Below are 20,216 nucleotides of genomic sequence, written 5' to 3'. Positions count from 1 at the left end.
TGCGTTTCCGATCCTTTTGCCCGTGACGAGAGATGGCGGCTTGAGCCTGTATGCCGGTCCTAATCCTGTTTTTTTGCCTGTTTGGCAAGGGGGTGATGCGTTTGGACCAGCTGATGAAGGCGTTCTTCCAGCACATGTGTGTAGATTTGTGTCGTCGAAATGTCCGAATGACCGAGAAGTTCCTGCACCACGCGCAGGTCTGCGCCGTTGGCGAGAAGATGGCTCGCGAAGGCATGGCGCATCACATGCGGCGAAATCATCGAAGGCGTCAGGCCGGCCCGGATGGCAAGATCCTTGAGATCACGCGCAAAGACCTGCCGCGGCAGATACCCCTGCTTGGACGCGGCGGGGAAAAGCCAGGGGCTTTCCGGCAGCGGCTGCTTGGCGTTGGCTGAAATGGCGGCCTGTAGGCGCCCATAGGCCTTCAGGGCCGAAATGGCGGTCTGCGATAGCGGCACCAGCCGCTCCTTGTTGCCTTTGCCGCGGATCATCAGGAAGCGTCCTTCTTGATCCAAGACTTTCGCCGGCAGGGAGACGAGCTCGCTGACGCGCATGCCGGTGGCGTAAAGCATTTCCAGAAGCACCAGCATGCGCAGGCGCTGCAGCTGATCGGGCCCTTCGACCGTCGCTTCCCGCTCCGCTTGGGTCAGAAGCTTCGTCACCTCATCGACGCCCATCGTCTTCGGAAGGGCGCGGCCTTTCTTCGGCGCATCGAGAATTCCGGTGGGATCGTCCGTGCGCAGACCTTCGGCATAGAGGAACTTGTAGAACTGCCGCATGGCGGAGAGGCGGCGTGCCTGGGAGGATGGCTTGAAGCCCTGGCTCGACAGGCTGGAAAGATAGGCGGCCAGATCGCCGGGGCTTGCCTCCGTCAAGCGGACGCCCTGCCCGGAAAGAAAGGAATGGAGATCGTCGAGATCGCGCTCGTAGGATTGCAGCGTGTTGACGGCAGCACCCCGCTCGGCGCTCATCATCTCCAGAAAGGCTTCCAGATGCACTCGCCCCAGATCTCTCTTGCCCGCTCGTATATTCTCGGCTGGCGCGCTCATGGTTTCAGCGCGCCTGTCGTCGGTGGATTGAGGCGCTCGGGGGCAATGCGGATCGTCACATCGCGTGGTTGGGGATCGACGAAGAGCACGAGAGCCCACATCGCTCCATATATCGATCCGGCGATGACCGCGCAGATGACAAGGAAGCGAAACAGGGTGGGCATTCGAAGACTCTCCTTCGCCATTCAGTGGCGCGGCGATGCGCTATAATTATATTCCTTCAAGAGTTAGCCGAAGGATATTGCAGACATGTTTACGGCAGCGGCGTCTTGACGCTACCGGCGCATTTGACGATACCGTTTCCAAAGAAATTGTGAATGGGCCAATGAGTGAACAAGTCCTGACCCTTGCCGAGAGCTTGAGAGACAAGGCGCGCGCAGCGCTGGGTCAGCGCAATCTTGTCTTCGTGGGATTGATGGGAGCAGGAAAATCCTCGATCGGCCGGCCCGTTGCGCAGCAGCTCGGCCTACCCTTCGTCGATACGGATATCGAGATCGAGCGCGTGTCGCGCATGACGATCGCCGAACTGTTCGCCGCTTACGGCGAACAAGAGTTTCGGGCGCTGGAGACGCGCGTCATCAAGCGGCTCCTCAAGGGAGGCCCGCGCGTCGTCTCGACGGGCGGCGGTGCGTTCATCAACGAAAGCACGCGGCTGCATGTCAAGCGCGGCAGCCTTTCGGTCTGGCTGAAGGCCGATCTCGACGTGCTGTGGGAGCGGGTAAACAAGCGCGATACGCGCCCTCTGCTCAAGACCGAAAATCCGAAACAGACCCTCGAGAACCTGATGAATGCGCGCTATCCGATCTATGCGGAAGCCGATATCACGGTTCTCTCCCGCGACGTAAACAAGGATATCATGGTCAGGGAAGTCCTTGCCGCCATCGCCGAGGGAAAGAAAACAGAAAGCAAAATGCCATGAATGCGATGACACCGGCTTCCGCAGAGCGCCTTGTGCGCGTGCCTCTCGGCGAGCGTGCCTATGACATCCTGATCGGCCCGGGCCTGATCGCGCGTGCGGGCCAGGAGATCGCAGCGCGGCTGAAGGGGCGCAAGGCCGCCATCATCACCGATGAAAACGTCGCGCCGCTTTACCTCGGTGCATTGGTTGCCAGCCTTGAAGCGGCCGGCATCCAGGCTTCCAGCCTCGTTTTGCCGGCCGGCGAGAAGACCAAGAGTTTCGAGCACCTGATCACCGTTTGCGATGCGGTGCTGACTGCGCGTGTGGAGCGCAATGATGCGGTGATCGCGCTTGGCGGTGGCGTCATCGGCGATCTCTCGGGCTTTGCCGCCGGCATCGTTCGCCGCGGCGTCCGTTTCGTTCAAGTGCCGACATCGCTGCTGTCGCAGGTGGATTCGTCCGTCGGCGGCAAGACCGGCATCAACACTCATCACGGCAAGAACCTCGTCGGCGTCTTCCATCAGCCCGACCTCGTGCTGGCCGATACCGATGTGCTGAATACGCTAAGCGAACGTGAATTCCGCGCCGGCTATGCCGAAGTCGCCAAATACGGTTTGATCGACAAGCCGGATTTCTTTGCCTGGCTCGAGGCCAATTGGAGAGAAGTCTTTGCCGGCGGGGCGGCCCGCATTGAGGCTATCGCTGCAAGTTGCCAGGCGAAATCCGATGTCGTCGTTGCCGACGAGCGTGAAAACGGGGCGCGTGCCTTGCTCAATCTCGGCCACACCTTCGGCCATGCGCTCGAAGCGGCAACCGCCTATGACAGCCGCCGGCTGGTGCATGGCGAGGGTGTTGCGATCGGCATGGTGCTGGCGCACGAATTTTCTGCGCGCCTCAATCTGGCAAGCCCGGATGATGCCAAGCGTGTCGAGACGCATCTGAAGGCCGTAGGCCTGCCGACGCGGATGGGCGATATTCCGGGCGAGCTGCCGCCGGCCGAAGTGCTGATGGATGCGATCGCGCAGGACAAGAAGGTCAAGAGCGGCAAGCTCACCTTCATCCTTACGCATGGTGTCGGTCAGTCCTTCGTTGCCGACGATGTGCCGTCTTCCGAAGTCCTGAGTTTCCTGAAGGAAAAACATCGCTGATGACCGTCGAGGGCACGCTGGCTGTATTGCTCGAATATTGGCCCGAGATCATCTCGATCATCGTGCTGGTGTTGGTGTCGGCGTTTTTTTCAGGTTCGGAGACGGCACTTACCGCCGTCTCGCGCACCCGCATTCACACGCTGGAGGCCAACGGCGATGAAAGCGCCGGTATCGTGCGCCACCTCATCGAGCGTCGAGATCGGCTGATCGGCACCTTGCTCATCGGCAACAATCTCGCGAATATCTTGGCGTCTTCGCTGGCGACCAGCGTTTTCCTCGGTCTGTTCGGCAATTCGGGGGTGGCGCTGGCAACGGCAGCCATGACCGTCATTCTCGTCATCTTCGCTGAAGTCCTGCCGAAGAGCTGGGCGATTTCGACTCCGGATCGCTTTGCGCTCAATGTGGCAGCGCCGGTGCGGCTGTTTGTCGCGATCGTCGGCCCCGTATCGAGTTTCGTCAACGCCATCGTGCGCTGGATCCTTGGGCTGTTCGGCATCAACCTCTCCAAGGAGGTGTCGATGCTGTCGGCGCACGAGGAGCTGCGCGGTGCTGTCGATCTGCTCCACCGCGAGGGTTCGGTCGTCAAAGCCGACCGCGATCGCCTAGGCGGCGTGCTTGATCTCGGCGAGTTGGAACTGTCCGACATCATGGTGCACCGCACGGCGATGCGAGCCATCAATGCCGATGACCCGCCCGAGGTGGTGGTGCGCGCGATCCTCGACAGTCCCTATACGCGCATGCCGCTCTGGCGCGGCACAATCGACAACATCATCGGCGTCGTGCATGCCAAGGATCTGCTGCGAGCCTTGGCGGAACGCAATGTCGAGCCGGAAAATCTCGATATCGTCAAGATCGCGCAAAAGCCCTGGTTCGTGCCCGACAGCACCAATCTCGAAGACCAGCTGAACGCCTTCCTGCGTCGCAAGCAGCATTTCGCCGTCGTCGTCGACGAATATGGTGAGGTGCAGGGCATCGTCACCCTGGAAGACATTCTGGAGGAGATCGTCGGCGATATCGCTGACGAGCACGACCTCGATATCCAGGGCGTGCGACAGGAGGCCGACGGCTCGATCGTCGTTGATGGCGTCGTACCGATTCGCGACTTGAATCGCGCGCTCGACTGGCACTTGCCCGACGAGGAGGCGACGACGATTGCGGGTCTCGTCATCCACGAATCGATGACCATCCCGGAAGAGCGCCAAGCCTTCACCTTTTATGGCAAACGCTTCATCGTCATGAAGCGGGAAAAGAACCGCATCACCAAGCTGCGCATCCGCCCTGCCGAAACGGAAGAGGCAAAGCCGGAGTAATTCCGGCTTACAGCCAACCTACCAACGGATCGCCTCGCCGGGGGCCGCGGGCTCCACGGCCAGCGCGTGCAGGCCAGCGTCCAGTTCCGGCTTCAAAAGCTCGTTGATCGCCCTGTGGCGCGCAAGGCGCGGCATGCCCGAGAACTTGGCGGAAACGATTCGAATTCTTATATGGGTTTCGCCGGTTCCGGTCATGTCAGGCTGATGGCCCGCATGAAGGTGGCTTTCATTGATGACGGCCAGGCGCTCGGGCGCGAAGGCGTCGGTGAGCTTCCGCTCAATGCGGGATTGCAGTGTCGTTTCCATATTCCCGCGTCGACCTCGCTTGCGAAAAAAGGCTCCCACAAAGCCTATAACATTCCTGTTTGTCAATTCTTGTTGTGGGGTATCCAAGGCCCCATAATTAGGACGCCATGAGACTTGATTCAAAATATTTCGATCGCATTCGCACCCGCCGCAAGCGCGCGCAGGAACCCGAACAGGGTCCGCCGACGTGCCAGTGGGACGGCTGCGACAAACACGGCACGCATCGCGCCCCTGTCGGGCGCAATGCGGAAGGGCAGTTCTTTTTGTTCTGCTTCGAGCACGTCAAGGAATACAACAAGGGCTACAATTATTTCTCCGGCCTCTCGGATGGCGAGATTGCGCGTTATCAGAAGGAAGCCATCACCGGCCACCGTCCGACCTGGACGGTCGGTGTCAACAAGGCTGCCAAGAACAGTCCGCTTCAATCGGATATCCGCTCCGGCTCCTATTCCCGCGTTCGCGACCCATTCGGCTTCGTTAGGGAAGGCGAGGGGCAAGGTCGGGGACCGCGTTTCCCGCAGCAGCGCAAGCTGAAAACGCTGGAGGCGAAGGCCTTCGACACGATGGGCCTTGACGCCAATGCCGCGGCCCCGGAAATCAAGCGCCGCTACAAGGAATTGGTGAAAATGCACCATCCCGATGCCAATGGCGGCGATCGCGGCTCGGAAGAGCGTTTTCGTGCGGTCATTCAAGCCTATCAATTATTGAAACAGAACGGTTTTTGTTAATTCCCGTCCTTGCTCTCCGCCTTCAATCAGGTATGGTCCAAATCGGCTGAAGCTGCGGGCAACCGCGGTAGGGTGCGCATTTGGCTGGCTGCACCTCGGTCAACTTCCGGACGCGGCGTTTCTTGTCCGGGGACTCTGTTCAAGGATGCTCGCAAGCGATCATATATCGCGCCGAGATTTTGCTTTAGTCCCGGAGAAGTATCGCCGCTGTTCAGACCGAACGGATGCGGGCAACAAGCTGCGGCGTTTCGGAAAAATCGGCTGAGTTTGATATGGCAGGGTGAGAGCCACCCGCCCTGGAGACATGATGAGCAAGATTGACCTTGATATTTCCGAGATCCCCGATACCACCGTTTCGGTCCGTGAAGTCTTCGGCATTGATTCCGACATCCGCGTTCCGGCCTACAGCCAGGGTGGCGCCTACGTACCCGATCTGGATACGGACTACCTCTTCGACCGCGAGACCACGCTCGCCATTCTCGCGGGCTTTGCTCATAACCGCCGCGTGATGATCTCGGGCTATCACGGTACCGGCAAGTCCTCCCACATCGAGCAGGTCGCTGCGCGCCTCAACTGGCCGTGCGTGCGTATCAACCTCGACAGCCATGTCAGCCGTATCGACCTCGTCGGCAAGGATGCCATCGTCGTCAAGGATGGCCTGCAGGTCACCGAATTCAAGGACGGCATCCTGCCTTGGGCCTATCAGCACAATGTCGCGCTCGTCTTCGACGAATATGATGCCGGCCGGCCCGACGTGATGTTCGTCATTCAGCGCGTGCTGGAATCGTCGGGACGCCTGACGCTGCTCGACCAGAGCCGCGTCATCCGTCCTCACCCGGCCTTCCGCCTGTTCGCAACGGCCAACACCATCGGTCTCGGCGACACGACTGGCCTCTATCACGGCACGCAGCAGATCAACCAGGCACAGATGGACCGCTGGTCGATCGTGACGACGCTGAACTACCTGCCGCACAGCAACGAAGTCGATATCGTGCTGGCGAAGGTGAAGTCCTTCCGCAACGACAAGGGCCGCGACACCGTCTCCAAGATGGTTCGCGTTGCCGACCTGACGCGTGCGGCTTTCATGAACGGCGATCTGTCGACCGTCATGAGCCCGCGTACCGTCATCACCTGGGCCGAGAATGCGGAAATCTTCGGCGACGTCGCCTTTGCCTTCCGCGTCACCTTCCTCAACAAGTGTGACGAGCTGGAGCGGCCGCTGGTCGCCGAGCACTATCAGCGCGCCTTCGGTGTCGAGCTGAAGGAAAGTGCTGCCAACATCGTGCTCGAAGCCTAGAACATTTTCGCTTTTCTTCGAATCGCGAAAACGTTCTATCTTTTTGTTTTGACGCAATTCCGGATAGAAAACTGCTATGCATTTTTCCTGGAATTGCTTTAGGGAAAAGCCGATACATCATGTCAGGTCGCGGAGATAATTCCAAAGCGAAGCCGGGTGCACCGGTGGACATGGAGCCGTTGCGCCGGGCGATCACCGGCTGTGTCCGCTCGATCGCCGGCGATGCCGAGGTCGAGGTGGCCTTTGCCAACGAACGCCCGGGAATGACCGGCGAGCGCATTCGCCTGCCGGAACTTTCAAAACGGCCGACGGCGCATGAGCTGGCGGTTACACGCGGCCTCGGTGATTCGATGGCCCTGCGGCTTGCCTGTCATGATGCCCGTGTCCACGCCGTGATGTCGCCCCAAGGTGCCGATGCACGCAGCATCTTCGATGCTGTCGAGCAGGCCCGTGTCGAATCGATCGGCTCGCTGCGCATGAGCGGCGTTGCCGCCAACCTCAATTCCATGAATACGGAAAAATACGCCAAGGCGAATTTTTCCGGCATCGAACGGCGCGAGGATGCGCCGATCGGTGAGGCCATGGCGATGATTGTGCGCGAGAAGCTGACCGGTCAGAAGCCGCCGGAAAGCGCCGGCAAGGTGCTCGACCTATGGCGCCCCTTTATCGAGGAAAAGACCGGCGGTCAGCTCGAGAACCTGTTGTCGTCGATCAACGACCAGCAAAGCTTTGCCCGTGTCGTCCGCAACATTCTGACGGCCATGGAAATGGCCGAGGAATATGGCGACGAGCAATCCGAGCCCGACAGCGAAGAGCAGCCGAGCGAAGAAGACAAGCCGAACGGCGAAGACCAGGATAACGACGACGTCAAGGAAGACGAAGGCTCTGATGCCGCGCCGGCTGAGGACAGCGAAGCTTCCGACGAGCAGATGGAAGACGGCGCGACCGAAGACGGCGGCGAGATTTCCGACGATGACATGAGCGAAGAAGGCGAGGAAGATTCGGAAACGCCGGGCGAAACCCGCCGTCCGAACACGCCCTTCGCCGATTTCAACGAGAAGGTCGACTATCACGTCTATACGGAGGAGTTCGACGAGACCACGACCGCACAGGAATTGTGCGATGTGGCCGAGCTTGAGCGTTTGCGTGCTTTCCTCGACAAGCAGCTTGCGCATCTGCAGGGCGCCGTTGGCCGGCTCGCCAACCGTCTGCAGCGTCGCCTCATGGCGCAGCAGAACCGCTCCTGGGACTTCGATCTGGAAGAGGGCTATCTTGATCCGGCCCGCCTGCCACGCCTGATCATCGACCCGACGCAGGCGCTGTCCTTCAAGATGGAGCGCGATACGCAGTTCCGCGATACGGTCGTGACGCTGCTGATCGACAATTCCGGCTCGATGCGTGGACGACCGATCACGGTTGCCGCCTCCTGCGCCGATATCCTTGCCCGCACGCTCGAGCGATGCGGCGTTAAGGTCGAGATCCTCGGCTTCACCACCAAGGCGTGGAAGGGCGGCCAGGCACGCGAGAAGTGGCTCGCCAGTGGCAAGCCGCAGACGCCCGGTCGTCTGAACGACCTGCGCCACATCATCTACAAGTCTGCCGACGAGCCCTATAGACGGTCTCGCAGCAATCTTGGCCTGATGATGCGCGAAGGCCTGCTCAAGGAGAATATCGACGGCGAGGCGCTGATCTGGGCGCATAACCGCCTGCTCGGTCGCCGCGAACAGCGCCGTATCCTAATGATGATCTCGGACGGTGCGCCGGTTGATGATTCCACGCTGTCGGTCAATCCCGGCAATTATCTGGAGCGGCATTTGCGCGCCGTCATCGACCAGATCGAGACGCGTTCGCCGGTGGAACTGCTGGCCATCGGTATCGGCCATGACGTCACGCGCTACTATCGCCGCGCTGTCACCATTGTCGATGCCGACGAGCTTGCTGGCGCTATGACGGAGCAGCTTGCCTCGCTGTTCGAAGATCAGACGAGCATGCCGCGCTCGCGCATGCGCCGCGCCAGCTGAGCCCGCTCAGGCTTCTCTTGGCATCGGCCTTGCGGCCGGTGCCTTTTCTGACGGAAGGGACTGTTTCCTTTGGCCTTGATCTGCGCCGGCAGAAGACGGTCCTGTTGGCAGGAGTTTTTGCAACGCTGCTTGCCGGCTGCAGCTCCGGCGATAATGGCGAGAAAGGTGGTCCGGCAGATATCCGCGCGACCGTGATTTCCACCTTTAACTCCGGTTCGAATGAAACACGGTTCGGCGCGCTGGAATTTGTCGGTGGCCTTGAACTCAGCTCGGACAATGTGCTGCTCGGCGCCATCTCCGCTATTCGCTTCCGTCCCGATCAACGCCATTTCATTTCAGTGCTGGATACCGGCCATTGGCTGACCGGCGCCATTGAGCGCGACCAGGAGGGCCGGCTGAAGGGTATCAGCGATGCGCGCATCACGCCGATGATCGACCGCCATGGCGGCACAGATGCCGGCAAAGGAGATATGGATGCCGAAGGCTTGGCGCTGCGCGGCAATCACGTCCTCGTCAGCTATGAACAATACCACCGTGTCGATGCCTATCCCGATCCGGGTTTCGAAATTTCGCCGCCCGATGGCACAATGCCCATTCCCATCCCGAGATCGGAGCTGCGTTCCAATCGCAGCCTCGAGGCGCTGATGATCGCGCCTCAGTCGAGCCCGCTTGCCGGCAGTGCGGTGATCGTTGCCGAAGACAGCCTGGACGATCAAGGGAATCTGCTCGCCGCAATTCTGGACGGGCCGTTGAATGGCCGCTTCACCGTCCGGCGCCATGGCGACTTCAATGTCAGCGACGGCGTCTTTCTGCCCGATGGAGATCTATTGCTGCTGGAGCGGCGCTTCGAGCTGATCCATGGTCTCGGCGTGCGTATCCGCCGCATCGCCGGCGCGAATATCAAGCCAGGTGCGGTCGTAGATGGCGAGGCGATCTTCGAGGCAGGGCCTGGAGAACAGATCGACAATATGGAGGGCCTGGATGTCTTCCGCGCAGCCGACGGCTCCCTGCACCTCGTCATGGTCTCGGATGACAATCATTCCATTCTGCAGCGCAGCCTGATGCTGGAGTTCAAGCTGCATGACGACAATATCGTCAGCCAGAATTGAGAGTGGCGAGCGGTCTGATTCTCGGCCGCTGCCATCCTTCTTTGTCAGGAAATGGTGCCGCGCGTCACATGGGGTCGCGCGGCGGATCCTTTGGCCGTCAAGCCGTCGGAGCCTGCGGCATCGGCTTCAACATGTTCATCAGCGCGCCGTAGGGCAGCAGCATGACGAGGCCGACGGTGACCTTGACCGAGAAATCGCCGATCGCCCAGGAAATCCAGCGCGGTGCCGAGGTGTAGAACGCGCCAAGGATCGGCGCCCATTCGATCGCGAAGGGATCGTTCGGCCCGAAGAAGACGAAGAAGGGCGCGAAGGCGAAGGAGAAGAAGATCAGCGTGTCCAGCATCGAGCCGATAAGTGAGCCGAACAGCGGCGCGCGCCACCAGGCCAGGCGGCGCAGGCGGTTGAAGACCGAGATATCGAGCAGCTGGCCGGCGAGATAGGCCGATCCGGAGGCGATCGCGATGCGTGGCTGTGCCGTGTAAAACGACAGGGCGACACCAACGACGAAGCCCGCAAAGACGACCTTGCGCGCGGCCTTCGGGCCGAACTGGCGGTTGGTCAGATCGGTAATGAGGAAGGCGACCGGATAGGTGAAGGCTCCCCAGGTGAGGATATCCGCGAGATTGATGCCGGCGAGCGTCACCTGCAGCGGATACTGCACGAGGATGTTGGAAGCGACGACGACCAGCGTCATTAGCAGAACGTAGATAAGGGTATGACGTATCGTCAGCATTTTTTTATCCTGGGAGATGCCACCAGTTGAAAGAAACCGGACATGGAAAAAGGCTTGTCCGGACATGATCCGTGCAAGCCTCTCAGCCGGTATGAAATCGCGAAGTGCTAGTGCTGCTTAGGCAGCAACGGCAGCTTCAGCGGACTTCTTGACGATCTGGCGACGCAGCAGGCGAGCGCGCATGCTGAGTTCGTTTTCGCTAGCCTTGATAAGGAAAGCGTCCAGACCACCGCGATGCTCGACCGAACGCAGCGCTGCAGCGGAAACGCGCAGACGGTAGCGCTGGCCGAGAACGTCGGAGATCAGCGTGACCTGGCAGAGGTTCGGCAGGAACCGACGCTTGGTCTTGTTGTTGGCGTGGCTAACGTTGTTGCCCACGAGGACGGCCTTGCCGGTCAATTCGCACATGCGGGACATGGTACACCTACTTTTGTTTTTCTCGGCCATCGAATAGACATGTCGGGCAAAACCCGACGTGCAATCCAACAGGCCATAATTGGAAAGTTGCGGTTCTATAGTCAGAGAGGCTGGCCGCGTCAAGCCAAACCTTGTGTTTTCCCGCAATTCCGTCAAAAAGCTGCTGTTGTCTGACGCTCGCAGCAGGCGAGCAAAGCAACTATATAACTTGCCTGATCCTCGTTGAAGGCCTTGATCATGGTTCAAATTCGGAAGTGGCTTCTCATTTCAGCGATCGTTGCGTCGATGCCCTCCATGGCATTGGCCGATGTGCTGCGGCATGAAACGCGCTATCGCGTTTCGTTGGCCGGCCTGCCGATCGCCAGGGCGGATTTCAAAACCGAGGTCACCGGCAAGCAGTTCACCATTCGCGGCGACATCACCTCGGCAGGCCTTGCAGATCTCGTCACCTCGATCGATGCGAAAACCGATGTGACCGGCGTCGTCAATGACAGCAAGCTGCAGGCGACGCATTACACGCTCTTCTACAAGAGCGGGAAGAAAGAGCGCACCTATGATGTCGCCTATACCAACGGCAACGTGACGTCGAACACGATCACGCCCGAGCCGAAACGGCCGGACACCTGGGTTCCGGTCACGGAAAGCGACCTGAAATCCGTGCTCGACCCGATATCGGGTATGATCTTTCCGATTTCGCCCAGCCTTAACCTCTGCAATCAGACGCTGGCCGTCTTCGACGGCGAGATGCGGATGGATCTGAAGCTGTCGCCGAAGGGATCGCACCCCTTTTCGACGGAAGGTTTCAAGGGCAAGACCATCGCCTGCGGCGTGCGCTTCACGCCGAAGGGCGGCTATAAGAGCACGCGCAAGGATTATCTCTACCTCGCCAAGAGCGACAATATGGAAATCTGGTTCGCCAAGGCGGATACCATGAATGTCTACGCTCCTGTCTACGTCCGTATTCCGACGCAATACGGGACGGTGACGATCACGGCCGTAAAGTACGGCAGCTAGACCGGGCAATTGCTTCACGGAAAATCTTGACGATTCCCATAGTTATTTCTACGCAATTTTCAGTGGAAAATTGCTATGCATTTTCGTCGAATTGCTTGAGCGGGCTGGGGCGTCCGCGGCAAGGGGCTGGGGACAGAGATGAAATTTCGCGCGACGCTGACAGGCTTTTCAGCCATTTTGATGTGGTCGTTTCTGGCGCTTTTGACCGTCGCTTCCGGGAAGATGCCACCCTTCCAGCTGCTTGCCGTCTGTTTTGCGATCGGCAGCATTCCGGGCATCATCGTTCTTCTGCTGAGGCCCGAACGGCTGCAGCTGCTGCGCCAGCCCGCCAAGGTCTGGGCCACAGGCATTGCCGGCCTGTTCGGCTATCATTTCCTCTATTTTACGGCATTGCGCCATGCGCCTGCGGTGGAAGCGGGCCTGATCGCCTATCTCTGGCCATTGCTGATCGTCGTCGGCTCGGCGCTGCTGCCGGGAGAGCGGCTGCGTTGGTATCATATTGTCGGTGCGCTGATGGGGCTTGCGGGCACGGTTCTGATCGTCGGCCGCAATGGCTTTCATTTCGAAGGCGCCTATGCCGTCGGCTATGGCGCGGCGTTCCTTTGCGCCTTCACCTGGTCCGGCTATTCCTTGATAACGCGTCGTTTCGAGGCTGTTTCCACCGATGTGGTCACGATATTTTGCCTCGCGACCTCGATCCTCTCCTTCTTTTGTCATCTGGGGCTGGAGGAAACCATCTGGCCGGAGAATATGGCCCAGTGGATCGCGGTCCTCGGTCTTGGCCTTTTTCCGGTCGGAGCCGCCTTCTATGCCTGGGATTACGGCGTCAAGAACGGCGATATCCAGATCCTCGGCGCGGCGAGCTACGCCGCACCGTTGCTCTCGACGCTGATCTTGACGCTGTTCGGTTTTGCCGAGCCTAGTTGGGGCATAGCGCTTGCCTGCCTGCTCGTGACTGGAGGCGCGGTGTTGGCCGCCCATCGCATGATCCTGCGCCGGGACGATACGGCGCGAACGCAGGCGGAAGCGGCGGAGTAGCTCCGCCGTCCCCTCTGCCATTTATTTCTTGAAGACTTCTTGCAGGAAGGCCACGAGCGACGACCGCCAGACATCCATTTCATGCTGGAGATCCGGATATTCGTGGTATTCGTGCTTGATCTTCTTGTCGTCGAGCGTCGCCTTCAAGCCCGCGACATCCTTGCCGACGACCTGGTCCTTGCTTCCAACCGTCACCGTGAAGTTGTGCAAGGCCTTGTTGATCTTTTCCGGCTCGTTCAGCACGGCCTCGACGGTCTTGTTTGGGACGGTCGTGGTGCTGACGCCGCTGAAGGTTGCGACCCAGCCGAAGGTATCCAGATGTGAAAGGCCGGATACGAGAGCCTGATAGCCGCCCTGAGACAAGCCGGCCACGGCTCGGCCGTCAGCCTCGTTTTTCACCCGGTAGTGCTTCTTCATGTACGGTATAAGGTCTTCGGTCAGCTCGCGATCGGCTGCCTCGGCGTTCGCCGGATAGAAATTCGCGCGGCGATCGGCGGCGGGGAAGTTTTCGGCGATCGCGTTCGGCACGTCGGTTTCCGTATCCGGGATGACGACGATCATCGGCTCGATCTTCTTGTCAGCAAGGAGGTTGTCGAGGATCTGCGGTGCGCGGCCCTGGAGGACCCAAGATCCCACAGTATCGCCGAAACCGTGATAGAGGTAGAGCACGGGCAGCGGCTTGGAGGAATCGGTGTAGCCGGGCGGTGTATAGACATACATTTGCCGTTCCGAATCGAGCGCCTTGGAATGTAAGGTCACCAGCCGCAGATCGCCGTGGGGCACATTGCGGATATCGAGAATGCTGCCGGGCACCAGGATCAGGCTGGTATTGACCTGTCGCTGCGGCTTGGGCGCATTGGTGCCGGGATCGATGCTGCGGAAACCGTCAATGTTGAAGTAATATTCGTAGAGATTCGGCTTGAGCACCTCCGTCTTCGCACTCCAGGTGCCGTCGTCGTCGCGCTGCATGGTGATGGGATCGCGCGAGCCCAAGGTGACGGAAACCGCTTTTGCAGCCGGAGCATAAAGGCGGAAGGTGATCGAGCCATCCTGCTCGACCGAGGTCACGAAGTTTTTCAGGGGCTGGCTGGCCGGCGGCGAGGCCGGTGCATCAAGAGCAAAGACAGGGGCGCTCATGACAGAGCCTGCCATGACGAGCAAAGGAAACAACAAACGCACGAAAAAACCTCCTCCAGATGAATCAATTTTCACTCTCCCCGTGTAAAGCTGAGACAGCGCACAGCTTTTTCAAGACCATCGCTGCGCGCTGTCTGGCCGCACCCTGCTTGATGTCGATGAAAGGTAAAAAGAGGTTCAGTCTAAGGCTGGCTTCCAGTCCGGCGGTGCCATCTCGAAGCTCGAAAATTCGAAGCCGGGTGCCACCGTACATCCGACAAGCGTGAATTGCCCGAGGCTTTCGGCTGATTGCCACCAGTTGGCTGGAATGATCGCCTGCGGGCGCTCGCCCTTTGCCAGGTCGAGGCCCAGCATGAGGGTTTCGCTGGTCTTGCCGTCGGCGGAGCGATGTAGGGCAAGCGGGGCACCGGCATAGTAGTGCCAGACTTCGGCGGCATCGTGCACCCGATGCCAGTGCGAGCGTTCGCCGGTTTCGAGCAGATAGTAGATCGCCGTGGAATGGCCGCGGGCGCCGCCGTTTTCGTCGCGAAAGGTCTGCACGTACCAGCCGCCTTCCGGATGCCGCTGCATGGAGAGCGTTTCGATGATCTCCTTTGCCTGCATCAGAAATTATCCTTGCGCTTGCGGATCTCGGCAAAGACCTCGTCGTTGCTGCGGCTTTCCATCAGCAGGTTGCGGCGGATCGCGGGATCGGCAGCGCGCAGGAACGGGTTCGTTTCCTTCTCCAGCGCCAGTGTCGTCGGGATGGTGAACTTGCCTTCCGCCCGCAGGGCTTCGATATCTGCGGCGCGTGCCTTCAGCCGCTCGTTGTCGGGATCGATGGTCAGAGCGAAGCGCGCGTTGGAGAGCGTATATTCATGGCCGAAATAGACGGCTGTTTCGTCCGGCAGCACGGCAAGCTTCTGCAGCGAGGCCCACATGTCGGCTGGTGTGCGCTCGAACAGGCGGCCGCAACCGAGCGCAAACAGGGTATCGGCGGCAAAGAGCAGCTTGTCGTCGGCAAAGTGATAGCAAACGTGTCCGGCGGTATGGCCGGGCGTTTCGATGACATTGACCGTATGGCCGGCAAATTCAAACGTATCTCCATCAGCGACGGCCCGATCGAGGCCCGGAATGGCGACGGCCTCGTTGATCGGGCCGATGATCTCCAAGCCGAACTGTTCCTTCAGCGCCAGATTGCCCTCGACATGATCGGTGTGATGATGCGTGGTCAGGATATGGCTGATCGTCCAGCCGCGACGATCGGCCGCCTTCAGGATGGCATCCGCCTCCGGAGCGTCGATCGATGCCGTCGATCCGGTTTCGGGATCATGGACCAAGACGCCGTAATTGTCGGAACGGCAGACAAAAATCTCTAATTCCAATGGTTTCATGATCGAAATCGTCCTCATCTTTTCCGTGAGTAGAGAATGTAAGCCGTTCGGCCTTGAAGTCCAACGTTCGGCTGATAACATTTGTTTCGATGCATACCGATATCGTCGATCTCCGCCAGTTTTATCATTCCGAGCTCGGTCGCTTGGCGGAGCAGTCGATTGCCATGGCGCTGTCCTCCATCTGGGCCCGCATGCCGGAGGAGAGGCTTGTCGGCCTTGGCTATGCGGTGCCTTATCTCGACCGCTTTCGTGCCGACACCGAGCGCACCTTCGCCTTCATGCCGGCCGGTCAGGGCGCGGTGAACTGGCCGATGGGCTCGGCCTCGGCGACGGCCCTGGTCTTCGATGAAGAACTGCCGCTGCCCGACAGTTCGATCGACCGCGTGCTGATGGTGCATTCGCTGGAATTCGCCGAAAGCCCGCGCGAGACGCTCAAGGAACTCTGGCGCGTTCTGGCGCCCGGCGGGCGGCTTGTCATCGTCGTGCCAAACCGCACCGGCGTGTGGGCGCGCATGGAACATACGCCCTTCGGCTCCGGCCGGCCCTATTCGCGCGGCCAGCTCACCTCGCTTCTGCGCGAAACCAATTTCACCCCCGGTGCGACCGCGGAGGCGCTGTTCTTCCCGCCTTCGAAGCTGCGTACGGTGCTGCGGCTGCGCCGCGCCTTCGAGCGGATCGGCCGAACCCTATGGCCGGCTTTTTCCGGGGTCATCATCGTCGAGGCGCAGAAGCGGCTTTATCAGGGCCTGCCTGTTGCCGTTCGCGCCTCGCGCCGCGTCTTCGTGCCGGTGCTTGCACCGCGCGGCATACCGACGACGCGCGATGCTCCGTGACGCTTTCGCCGCAGCGTCACACTCGACAAATTTGTCAATCCGCATTAATGCGACGGGGTGTCACAAACCGGAATTTTCCGGTCTTTCCCAAGGTCGATCCCATGAGCATGGAAATGAGCAAGCCCGTCCCGCGTCCCGGCATTCTCGATATAGCCGCCTATGTGCCGGGCAAGGAGCATGCACCGGGCGTTGCGCGCGTGTTCAAGCTCTCCTCGAACGAGACGCCGCTTGGCGCCAGCCCCAAGGCCATCGAGGCCTTCCGCGGCGCTGCCGGCAATCTCGAGCGCTATCCGGACGGGCAGGCCAAGGAACTCCGCCAGGCGATCGCCGATGTGCATGGGCTGAATGTGGCCAATATCCTTTGCGGCGCCGGCTCCGACGAGCTGCTCGGGCTGCTCTGCCACACCTATCTCGGCACCAGTGACGAAGGCATCATTACCGAGCACGGCTTCCTGGTCTACAAGATCCAGATCATGGCCGCCGGCGCGACACCGGTTACGGTCAGGGAGAAGGATTGCACCGTCGATGTCGACGCGATCCTCGCGGCGGTCACGGAGAAGACCAAAATGGTTTTCATTGCCAATCCGGCCAATCCCACTGGAACATACGTGCCAGTCAGCGAGATCCGCCGCCTGCAGGCGAGCCTGCCCAAGCACGTCATTCTCATCCTCGACGCTGCCTATGCCGAATATGTCCGCCGCAACGACTACGAGGCTGGCCTTGAGCTCGTTTCGGCAAACCAGAATGTCGTCATGACGCGTACCTTCTCCAAGGTCTACGGCCTGGCAGCCCTTCGTATCGGCTGGATGTATGCCCCGGTCGATATCGTCGATGCGATCAACCGCGTGCGCGCTCCGTTCAACCTGAACAGCGCGGCCATTGCTGCAGGAGCCGCTGCCATTCGCGATCAGGCTTTCACGGAAAAGGCGGTCGCGCATAACACGCTCTGGATCGAGAAGATGACGGCTGCGCTCGAGGCTCTCGGCCTCAAGGTGACGCCGTCGGTTGCGAATTTCGTCCTGATCCATTTCCCTGACAGCGACGGCAAGCGCGCTGCCGAGGCCGATGATTTCCTGACGAGCCGCGGCTATATCCTGCGTGCGGTTCGCGCCTACGGCTTCCCGAATTCGCTGCGCTTGAGCATCGGCACCGAAGAGGCCAATCTCGGCGTCATCGACGCTCTGGCCGAATTTATGGGACGCAAGGCATGAGCAACATCCAGTTCGACCGCATCGCCCTGATCGGCATCGGCCTGATCGGCTCCTCCATCGCCCATGATCTCAAGCGCCTCGGCCTGGCCAAGGAAGTGGTGATCTCGACACGCAGTGCCGAGACGCTGAAGCGTGCCGAAGAGCTGAAGCTCGGCGACCGCTATACGCCGTCCTCGGCCGAAGCCGTGAAAGACGCCGATCTCGTCATAGTTTCCGTGCCTGTGGGCGCTTCGGAGAGCGTCGCCAAGGAAATCGCTGCGCATCTGAAGCCAGGCGCCATCATCACCGATGTCGGCTCCACCAAGGCATCGGTCATCGCACAGATGCAGCCGCATATGCCGCCCAACGTGCATTTCATTCCGGGCCATCCGTTGGCAGGCACGGAGAAATCCGGTCCGGATGCAGGTTTCCCGGGGCTGTTCAAGGGACGCTGGTGCATCTTTACCCCCGTTCCGGGCACCGACGAGGCCGCGATCAAGACGCTTCGCACCTTCTGGGAAACACTCGGTTCCCGTGTCGACGAGATGGATCCGGAGCATCACGACAAGGTGCTGGCCATTGTCTCGCATCTGCCGCATCTCATCGCCTACAACATCGTCGGCACCGCTGATGATCTGGAGACGGTGACCGAATCGGAAGTCATCAAATATTCGGCATCCGGTTTCCGTGACTTCACCCGCCTTGCCGCATCCGATCCGACCATGTGGCGCGATGTCTGCCTGCACAATCGCGATGCCATTCTGGAGATGCTGTCGCGCTTTTCCGAGGATCTGGCATCGCTGCAACGTGCGATCCGCTGGGGTGACGGCGACAAGATCTTCGAACTGTTTACCCGCACCCGCGCCATTCGTCGCTCGATCGTCGAAGCCGGCCAGGATGTCGACGTGCCGGATTTCGGCCGTCATGCGCTGGATGCGAAGGAATAGCTACTCTTCCGCCTTCTCCCCCTCGGGGAGAAGGTGCCCGATAGGGCGGACGAGGGGCAGCCTCTCAGATCGGCGGGATCTTGCCGAGCGGGATGAAGCCGCTGAGCGAGAGGCGGCCGCGATCGGCGGTGAGATCGACAGAAACCTTATCGCCACCGTTGGCAAGCGCCTTCAGCATCTTCGTGGCCGTCTTGATGATGTTCTTGGCGGCAGGAAGCGTCGTGGTCAGGCTATCGCCCCAAGGCCCGATCTGATTGATCTCCAGCTTGAACTGGCCTGATAGAAGACCCTCATCGTCGAAATTGAAGGGGCCGGAAAGCGTCATGATGCGACCGTCGCCGATGTCGATGACGGCCTGATGCAACACGCCTGCCGAGCCGCGAAGCCCCTCTCGGTCGCTGCCGTCGAGCAGGCCGGCCTTGCCTGATAGCGTCACGTTGGCGCTCGTGGATGCGGTCGGCAGGACCTGGGGGAAATCCTTGATCACGGCATTGGCATTTTCAACGCCGATCGCGAAATCCAGATCGCTGCCGTTCTGGCTGGCATGCATCTCCGTGTGGGCGGCTGTGACATTGACACTCTGGCCGGTGACGGAGGAGACGACGCCCGCCTTCAGCCCATTGATGACAGTCTGTGTCTGCGCCACGCCGCGGCCCTTGGCGACGAGGTTCGATTGCAGGTCGGCCCATTCTGCCGATACGGCCAGGCCCTCCGTCGTCCGCAACTCGGCAGGAGATTTCAGGCTCCAGCTCACATGGTTGGGCTGGAAGACCGGTGCGGAGGCGCTGAGCCTGTCGAAACTCGTGGAGACGCCCCGCGTCTGGTTGTCGACCGTCACCGTGTCGCAGGTCAGGCCGATGGAGAAGGGGAAGCCGTTGAAGGCCATGTTCTCGCATTTGCCGGCAATGCCGGCGCTGTTCTGCTGGCCGAGCGCCTTCAGGACATTGGTTCTGACGAAACCGGTCGCATAGTACCAACCGCCGGTGTAAAGACCGGCCAGAACCACCACCAGCCCAAAAAGGATGAGCCACAGACGTTTGCCTCGACCGGTCGTTACGCTCTGGCTTGACGCTGCCATGTTGTTCTCCAATGGTTGAACTGAAGCTTCACAGTGATTTGGCGTTGGATATGGACGAATTTTGGGTGTTTGGCTACGGATCCCTCATGTGGAATCCGGGCTTTGATTATGACGAGCGGGCCGAGGCCCTGATTTTTGGTTATCGTCGCTCGCTCTGCGTCCGCTCCTGGGTCCATCGCGGCACGGAAGAAAATCCCGGCCTTGTCCTCGGCCTCGATCGCGGCGGTTCCTGCCGCGGCATGGCCTTTCGGGTTGCCGACGTCGATTGGGATGAGGTGCTGACCTATCTGCGCGAGCGCGAGCTCGTCACCAACGTCTATCTGGAAAAGACCCTGCCGATTCGGCTCAGCGACGGGCGGCGTGTGACCGCCGTTGCCTATGTCGTCGATCGCAACCACAGGCAATATGCCGGCTCGCTGGATGCGATCGAAGCGGCGCATGTGGTGGAAGCTGCCAATGGGCGTTCCGGCCCGAACGATGCCTATCTCTTCAATACGCTGACGCATCTGCGCGACATGGGCATTCGCGATCACTGGCTGGAGCAGGTCGCCGGCGAGGTGGAGCGGATGCGAAAGGCATCCTGAACCTAT

22 protein-coding genes are annotated in these 20,216 nt (G+C 60.3%); 13 read left to right on the top strand and 9 right to left on the bottom strand.

Features of this window, described 5'->3' with window-relative positions; genetic code table 11:
* Positions 1-59 precede the first annotated feature (59 nt).
* Complete coding sequence (xerD, locus tag FHX05_RS22210) at positions 60-1,049, bottom strand: site-specific tyrosine recombinase XerD (protein ID WP_183874585.1); 990 nt, start codon at positions 1,047-1,049, stop codon at positions 60-62.
* Positions 1,046-1,213, bottom strand: a complete 168-nt coding sequence (locus FHX05_RS22205; RefSeq protein ID WP_015341347.1) for a hypothetical protein — start codon at positions 1,211-1,213, stop codon at positions 1,046-1,048. Before FHX05_RS22205 ends, xerD begins: the two co-directional genes overlap by 4 nt.
* A 161-nt stretch (positions 1,214-1,374) precedes the next feature.
* Here FHX05_RS22205 and FHX05_RS22200 point away from each other — a divergent pair, with 161 nt between their 5' ends.
* Genes FHX05_RS22200 through FHX05_RS22190 form a run of 3 tightly spaced genes read left to right on the top strand, consistent with a single transcriptional unit; the run spans position 1,375 to position 4,405 of the window.
* Entirely contained in the window at positions 1,375-1,968 is a 594-nt protein-coding gene (locus tag FHX05_RS22200; protein ID WP_183874583.1) for a shikimate kinase, read from the top strand.
* Positions 1,965-3,095, top strand: a complete 1,131-nt coding sequence (gene aroB / locus FHX05_RS22195) for a 3-dehydroquinate synthase (RefSeq protein ID WP_183874581.1) — start codon at positions 1,965-1,967, stop codon at positions 3,093-3,095. Before FHX05_RS22200 ends, aroB begins: the two co-directional genes overlap by 4 nt.
* Positions 3,095-4,405, top strand: a complete 1,311-nt coding sequence (locus tag FHX05_RS22190; RefSeq protein WP_015341344.1) for an HlyC/CorC family transporter — start codon at positions 3,095-3,097, stop codon at positions 4,403-4,405. The genes aroB and FHX05_RS22190 overlap by 1 nt, the downstream gene beginning before the upstream one ends.
* Before the next feature lie 18 nt (positions 4,406-4,423).
* Here the strand turns inward: FHX05_RS22190 and FHX05_RS22185 are convergent, their stop codons facing one another.
* Positions 4,424-4,711 carry a BolA family protein gene (locus tag FHX05_RS22185; protein ID WP_112400537.1) on the bottom strand — a complete coding sequence of 96 codons (288 nt, stop codon included), beginning with the start codon at positions 4,709-4,711 and terminating at the stop codon, positions 4,424-4,426.
* Positions 4,712-4,818: 107 nt separating this feature from the next.
* Here FHX05_RS22185 and FHX05_RS22180 point away from each other — a divergent pair, with 107 nt between their 5' ends.
* From FHX05_RS22180 to FHX05_RS22165, 4 genes are all read left to right on the top strand, one after another.
* Positions 4,819-5,439, top strand: a complete 621-nt coding sequence (locus FHX05_RS22180; RefSeq protein WP_015341342.1) for a J domain-containing protein — start codon at positions 4,819-4,821, stop codon at positions 5,437-5,439.
* 307 nt (positions 5,440-5,746) lie between these two features.
* Positions 5,747-6,736, top strand: a complete 990-nt coding sequence (gene cobS / locus FHX05_RS22175; protein WP_183874579.1) for a cobaltochelatase subunit CobS — start codon at positions 5,747-5,749, stop codon at positions 6,734-6,736.
* 119 nt (positions 6,737-6,855) lie between these two features.
* Entirely contained in the window at positions 6,856-8,757 is a 1,902-nt protein-coding gene (cobT, locus tag FHX05_RS22170; protein ID WP_183874577.1) for a cobaltochelatase subunit CobT, read from the top strand.
* A 104-nt stretch (positions 8,758-8,861) separates the two neighbouring features.
* Positions 8,862-9,866, top strand: coding sequence for an esterase-like activity of phytase family protein (locus FHX05_RS22165; protein ID WP_246699048.1), 1,005 nt, complete (start codon positions 8,862-8,864; stop codon positions 9,864-9,866).
* A gap of 97 nt (positions 9,867-9,963) precedes the next feature.
* Here the strand turns inward: FHX05_RS22165 and FHX05_RS22160 are convergent, their stop codons facing one another.
* Positions 9,964-10,599, bottom strand: coding sequence for a queuosine precursor transporter (locus FHX05_RS22160; protein WP_112607727.1), 636 nt, complete (start codon positions 10,597-10,599; stop codon positions 9,964-9,966).
* 117 nt (positions 10,600-10,716) lie between these two features.
* The gene (gene rpmB / locus FHX05_RS22155; RefSeq protein WP_004107717.1) at positions 10,717-11,016 is read right to left on the bottom strand and encodes a 50S ribosomal protein L28; all 300 of its coding nucleotides are present in this window, start codon (positions 11,014-11,016) and stop codon (positions 10,717-10,719) included.
* 237 nt (positions 11,017-11,253) lie between these two features.
* On the opposite strand from rpmB, the gene FHX05_RS22150 reads away from it, so the two are divergent.
* Together FHX05_RS22150 and FHX05_RS22145 are read left to right on the top strand one after the other, a co-directional pair.
* Positions 11,254-12,030, top strand: a complete 777-nt coding sequence (locus FHX05_RS22150) for a DUF3108 domain-containing protein (RefSeq protein ID WP_112607725.1) — start codon at positions 11,254-11,256, stop codon at positions 12,028-12,030.
* Positions 12,031-12,168: 138 nt separating this feature from the next.
* On the top strand, positions 12,169-13,068 hold the full coding sequence (locus FHX05_RS22145) for an EamA family transporter (protein WP_183714838.1): 900 nt from the start codon (positions 12,169-12,171) through the stop codon (positions 13,066-13,068).
* Positions 13,069-13,089: 21 nt separating this feature from the next.
* Here FHX05_RS22145 and FHX05_RS22140 read toward each other — a convergent pair whose 3' ends face one another.
* From FHX05_RS22140 to gloB, 3 genes are all read right to left on the bottom strand, one after another.
* Positions 13,090-14,247, bottom strand: coding sequence for an alpha/beta hydrolase-fold protein (locus FHX05_RS22140; protein WP_348648332.1), 1,158 nt, complete (start codon positions 14,245-14,247; stop codon positions 13,090-13,092).
* Positions 14,248-14,382: 135 nt separating this feature from the next.
* Complete coding sequence (locus tag FHX05_RS22135) at positions 14,383-14,808, bottom strand: cupin domain-containing protein (protein WP_112400543.1); 426 nt, start codon at positions 14,806-14,808, stop codon at positions 14,383-14,385.
* Positions 14,808-15,578, bottom strand: a complete 771-nt coding sequence (gene gloB, locus FHX05_RS22130; RefSeq protein ID WP_183874573.1) for a hydroxyacylglutathione hydrolase — start codon at positions 15,576-15,578, stop codon at positions 14,808-14,810. Before gloB ends, FHX05_RS22135 begins: the two co-directional genes overlap by 1 nt.
* A gap of 53 nt (positions 15,579-15,631) precedes the next feature.
* Here gloB and FHX05_RS22125 point away from each other — a divergent pair, with 53 nt between their 5' ends.
* From FHX05_RS22125 to FHX05_RS22115, 3 genes are all read left to right on the top strand, one after another.
* Positions 15,632-16,411 (top strand): class I SAM-dependent methyltransferase, encoded by a 780-nt coding sequence (locus FHX05_RS22125; RefSeq protein ID WP_112400544.1) that lies wholly within the window; start codon positions 15,632-15,634, stop codon positions 16,409-16,411.
* Between the two features lie 101 nt (positions 16,412-16,512).
* Complete coding sequence (gene hisC / locus FHX05_RS22120) at positions 16,513-17,622, top strand: histidinol-phosphate transaminase (RefSeq protein ID WP_183874571.1); 1,110 nt, start codon at positions 16,513-16,515, stop codon at positions 17,620-17,622.
* The gene (locus tag FHX05_RS22115) at positions 17,619-18,548 is read left to right on the top strand and encodes a prephenate/arogenate dehydrogenase family protein (protein WP_246699047.1); all 930 of its coding nucleotides are present in this window, start codon (positions 17,619-17,621) and stop codon (positions 18,546-18,548) included. Before hisC ends, FHX05_RS22115 begins: the two co-directional genes overlap by 4 nt.
* A gap of 64 nt (positions 18,549-18,612) precedes the next feature.
* Here FHX05_RS22115 and FHX05_RS22110 read toward each other — a convergent pair whose 3' ends face one another.
* A complete protein-coding gene (locus FHX05_RS22110) occupies positions 18,613-19,626 on the bottom strand; it encodes a DUF2125 domain-containing protein (RefSeq protein ID WP_112413836.1) in 1,014 nt (337 codons plus the stop codon).
* Between the two features lie 50 nt (positions 19,627-19,676).
* Here FHX05_RS22110 and FHX05_RS22105 point away from each other — a divergent pair, with 50 nt between their 5' ends.
* Positions 19,677-20,210, top strand: coding sequence for a gamma-glutamylcyclotransferase (locus FHX05_RS22105; RefSeq protein ID WP_183714835.1), 534 nt, complete (start codon positions 19,677-19,679; stop codon positions 20,208-20,210).
* The last annotated feature ends 6 nt before the right edge of the window (positions 20,211-20,216 follow it).

The organism is Rhizobium sp. BK491 (genome assembly GCF_014194925.1).
In the GTDB taxonomy this organism is placed as follows: Bacteria; Pseudomonadota; Alphaproteobacteria; order Rhizobiales; family Rhizobiaceae; genus Rhizobium.
This window is presented reverse-complemented; position numbering and strand designations above follow the sequence as displayed.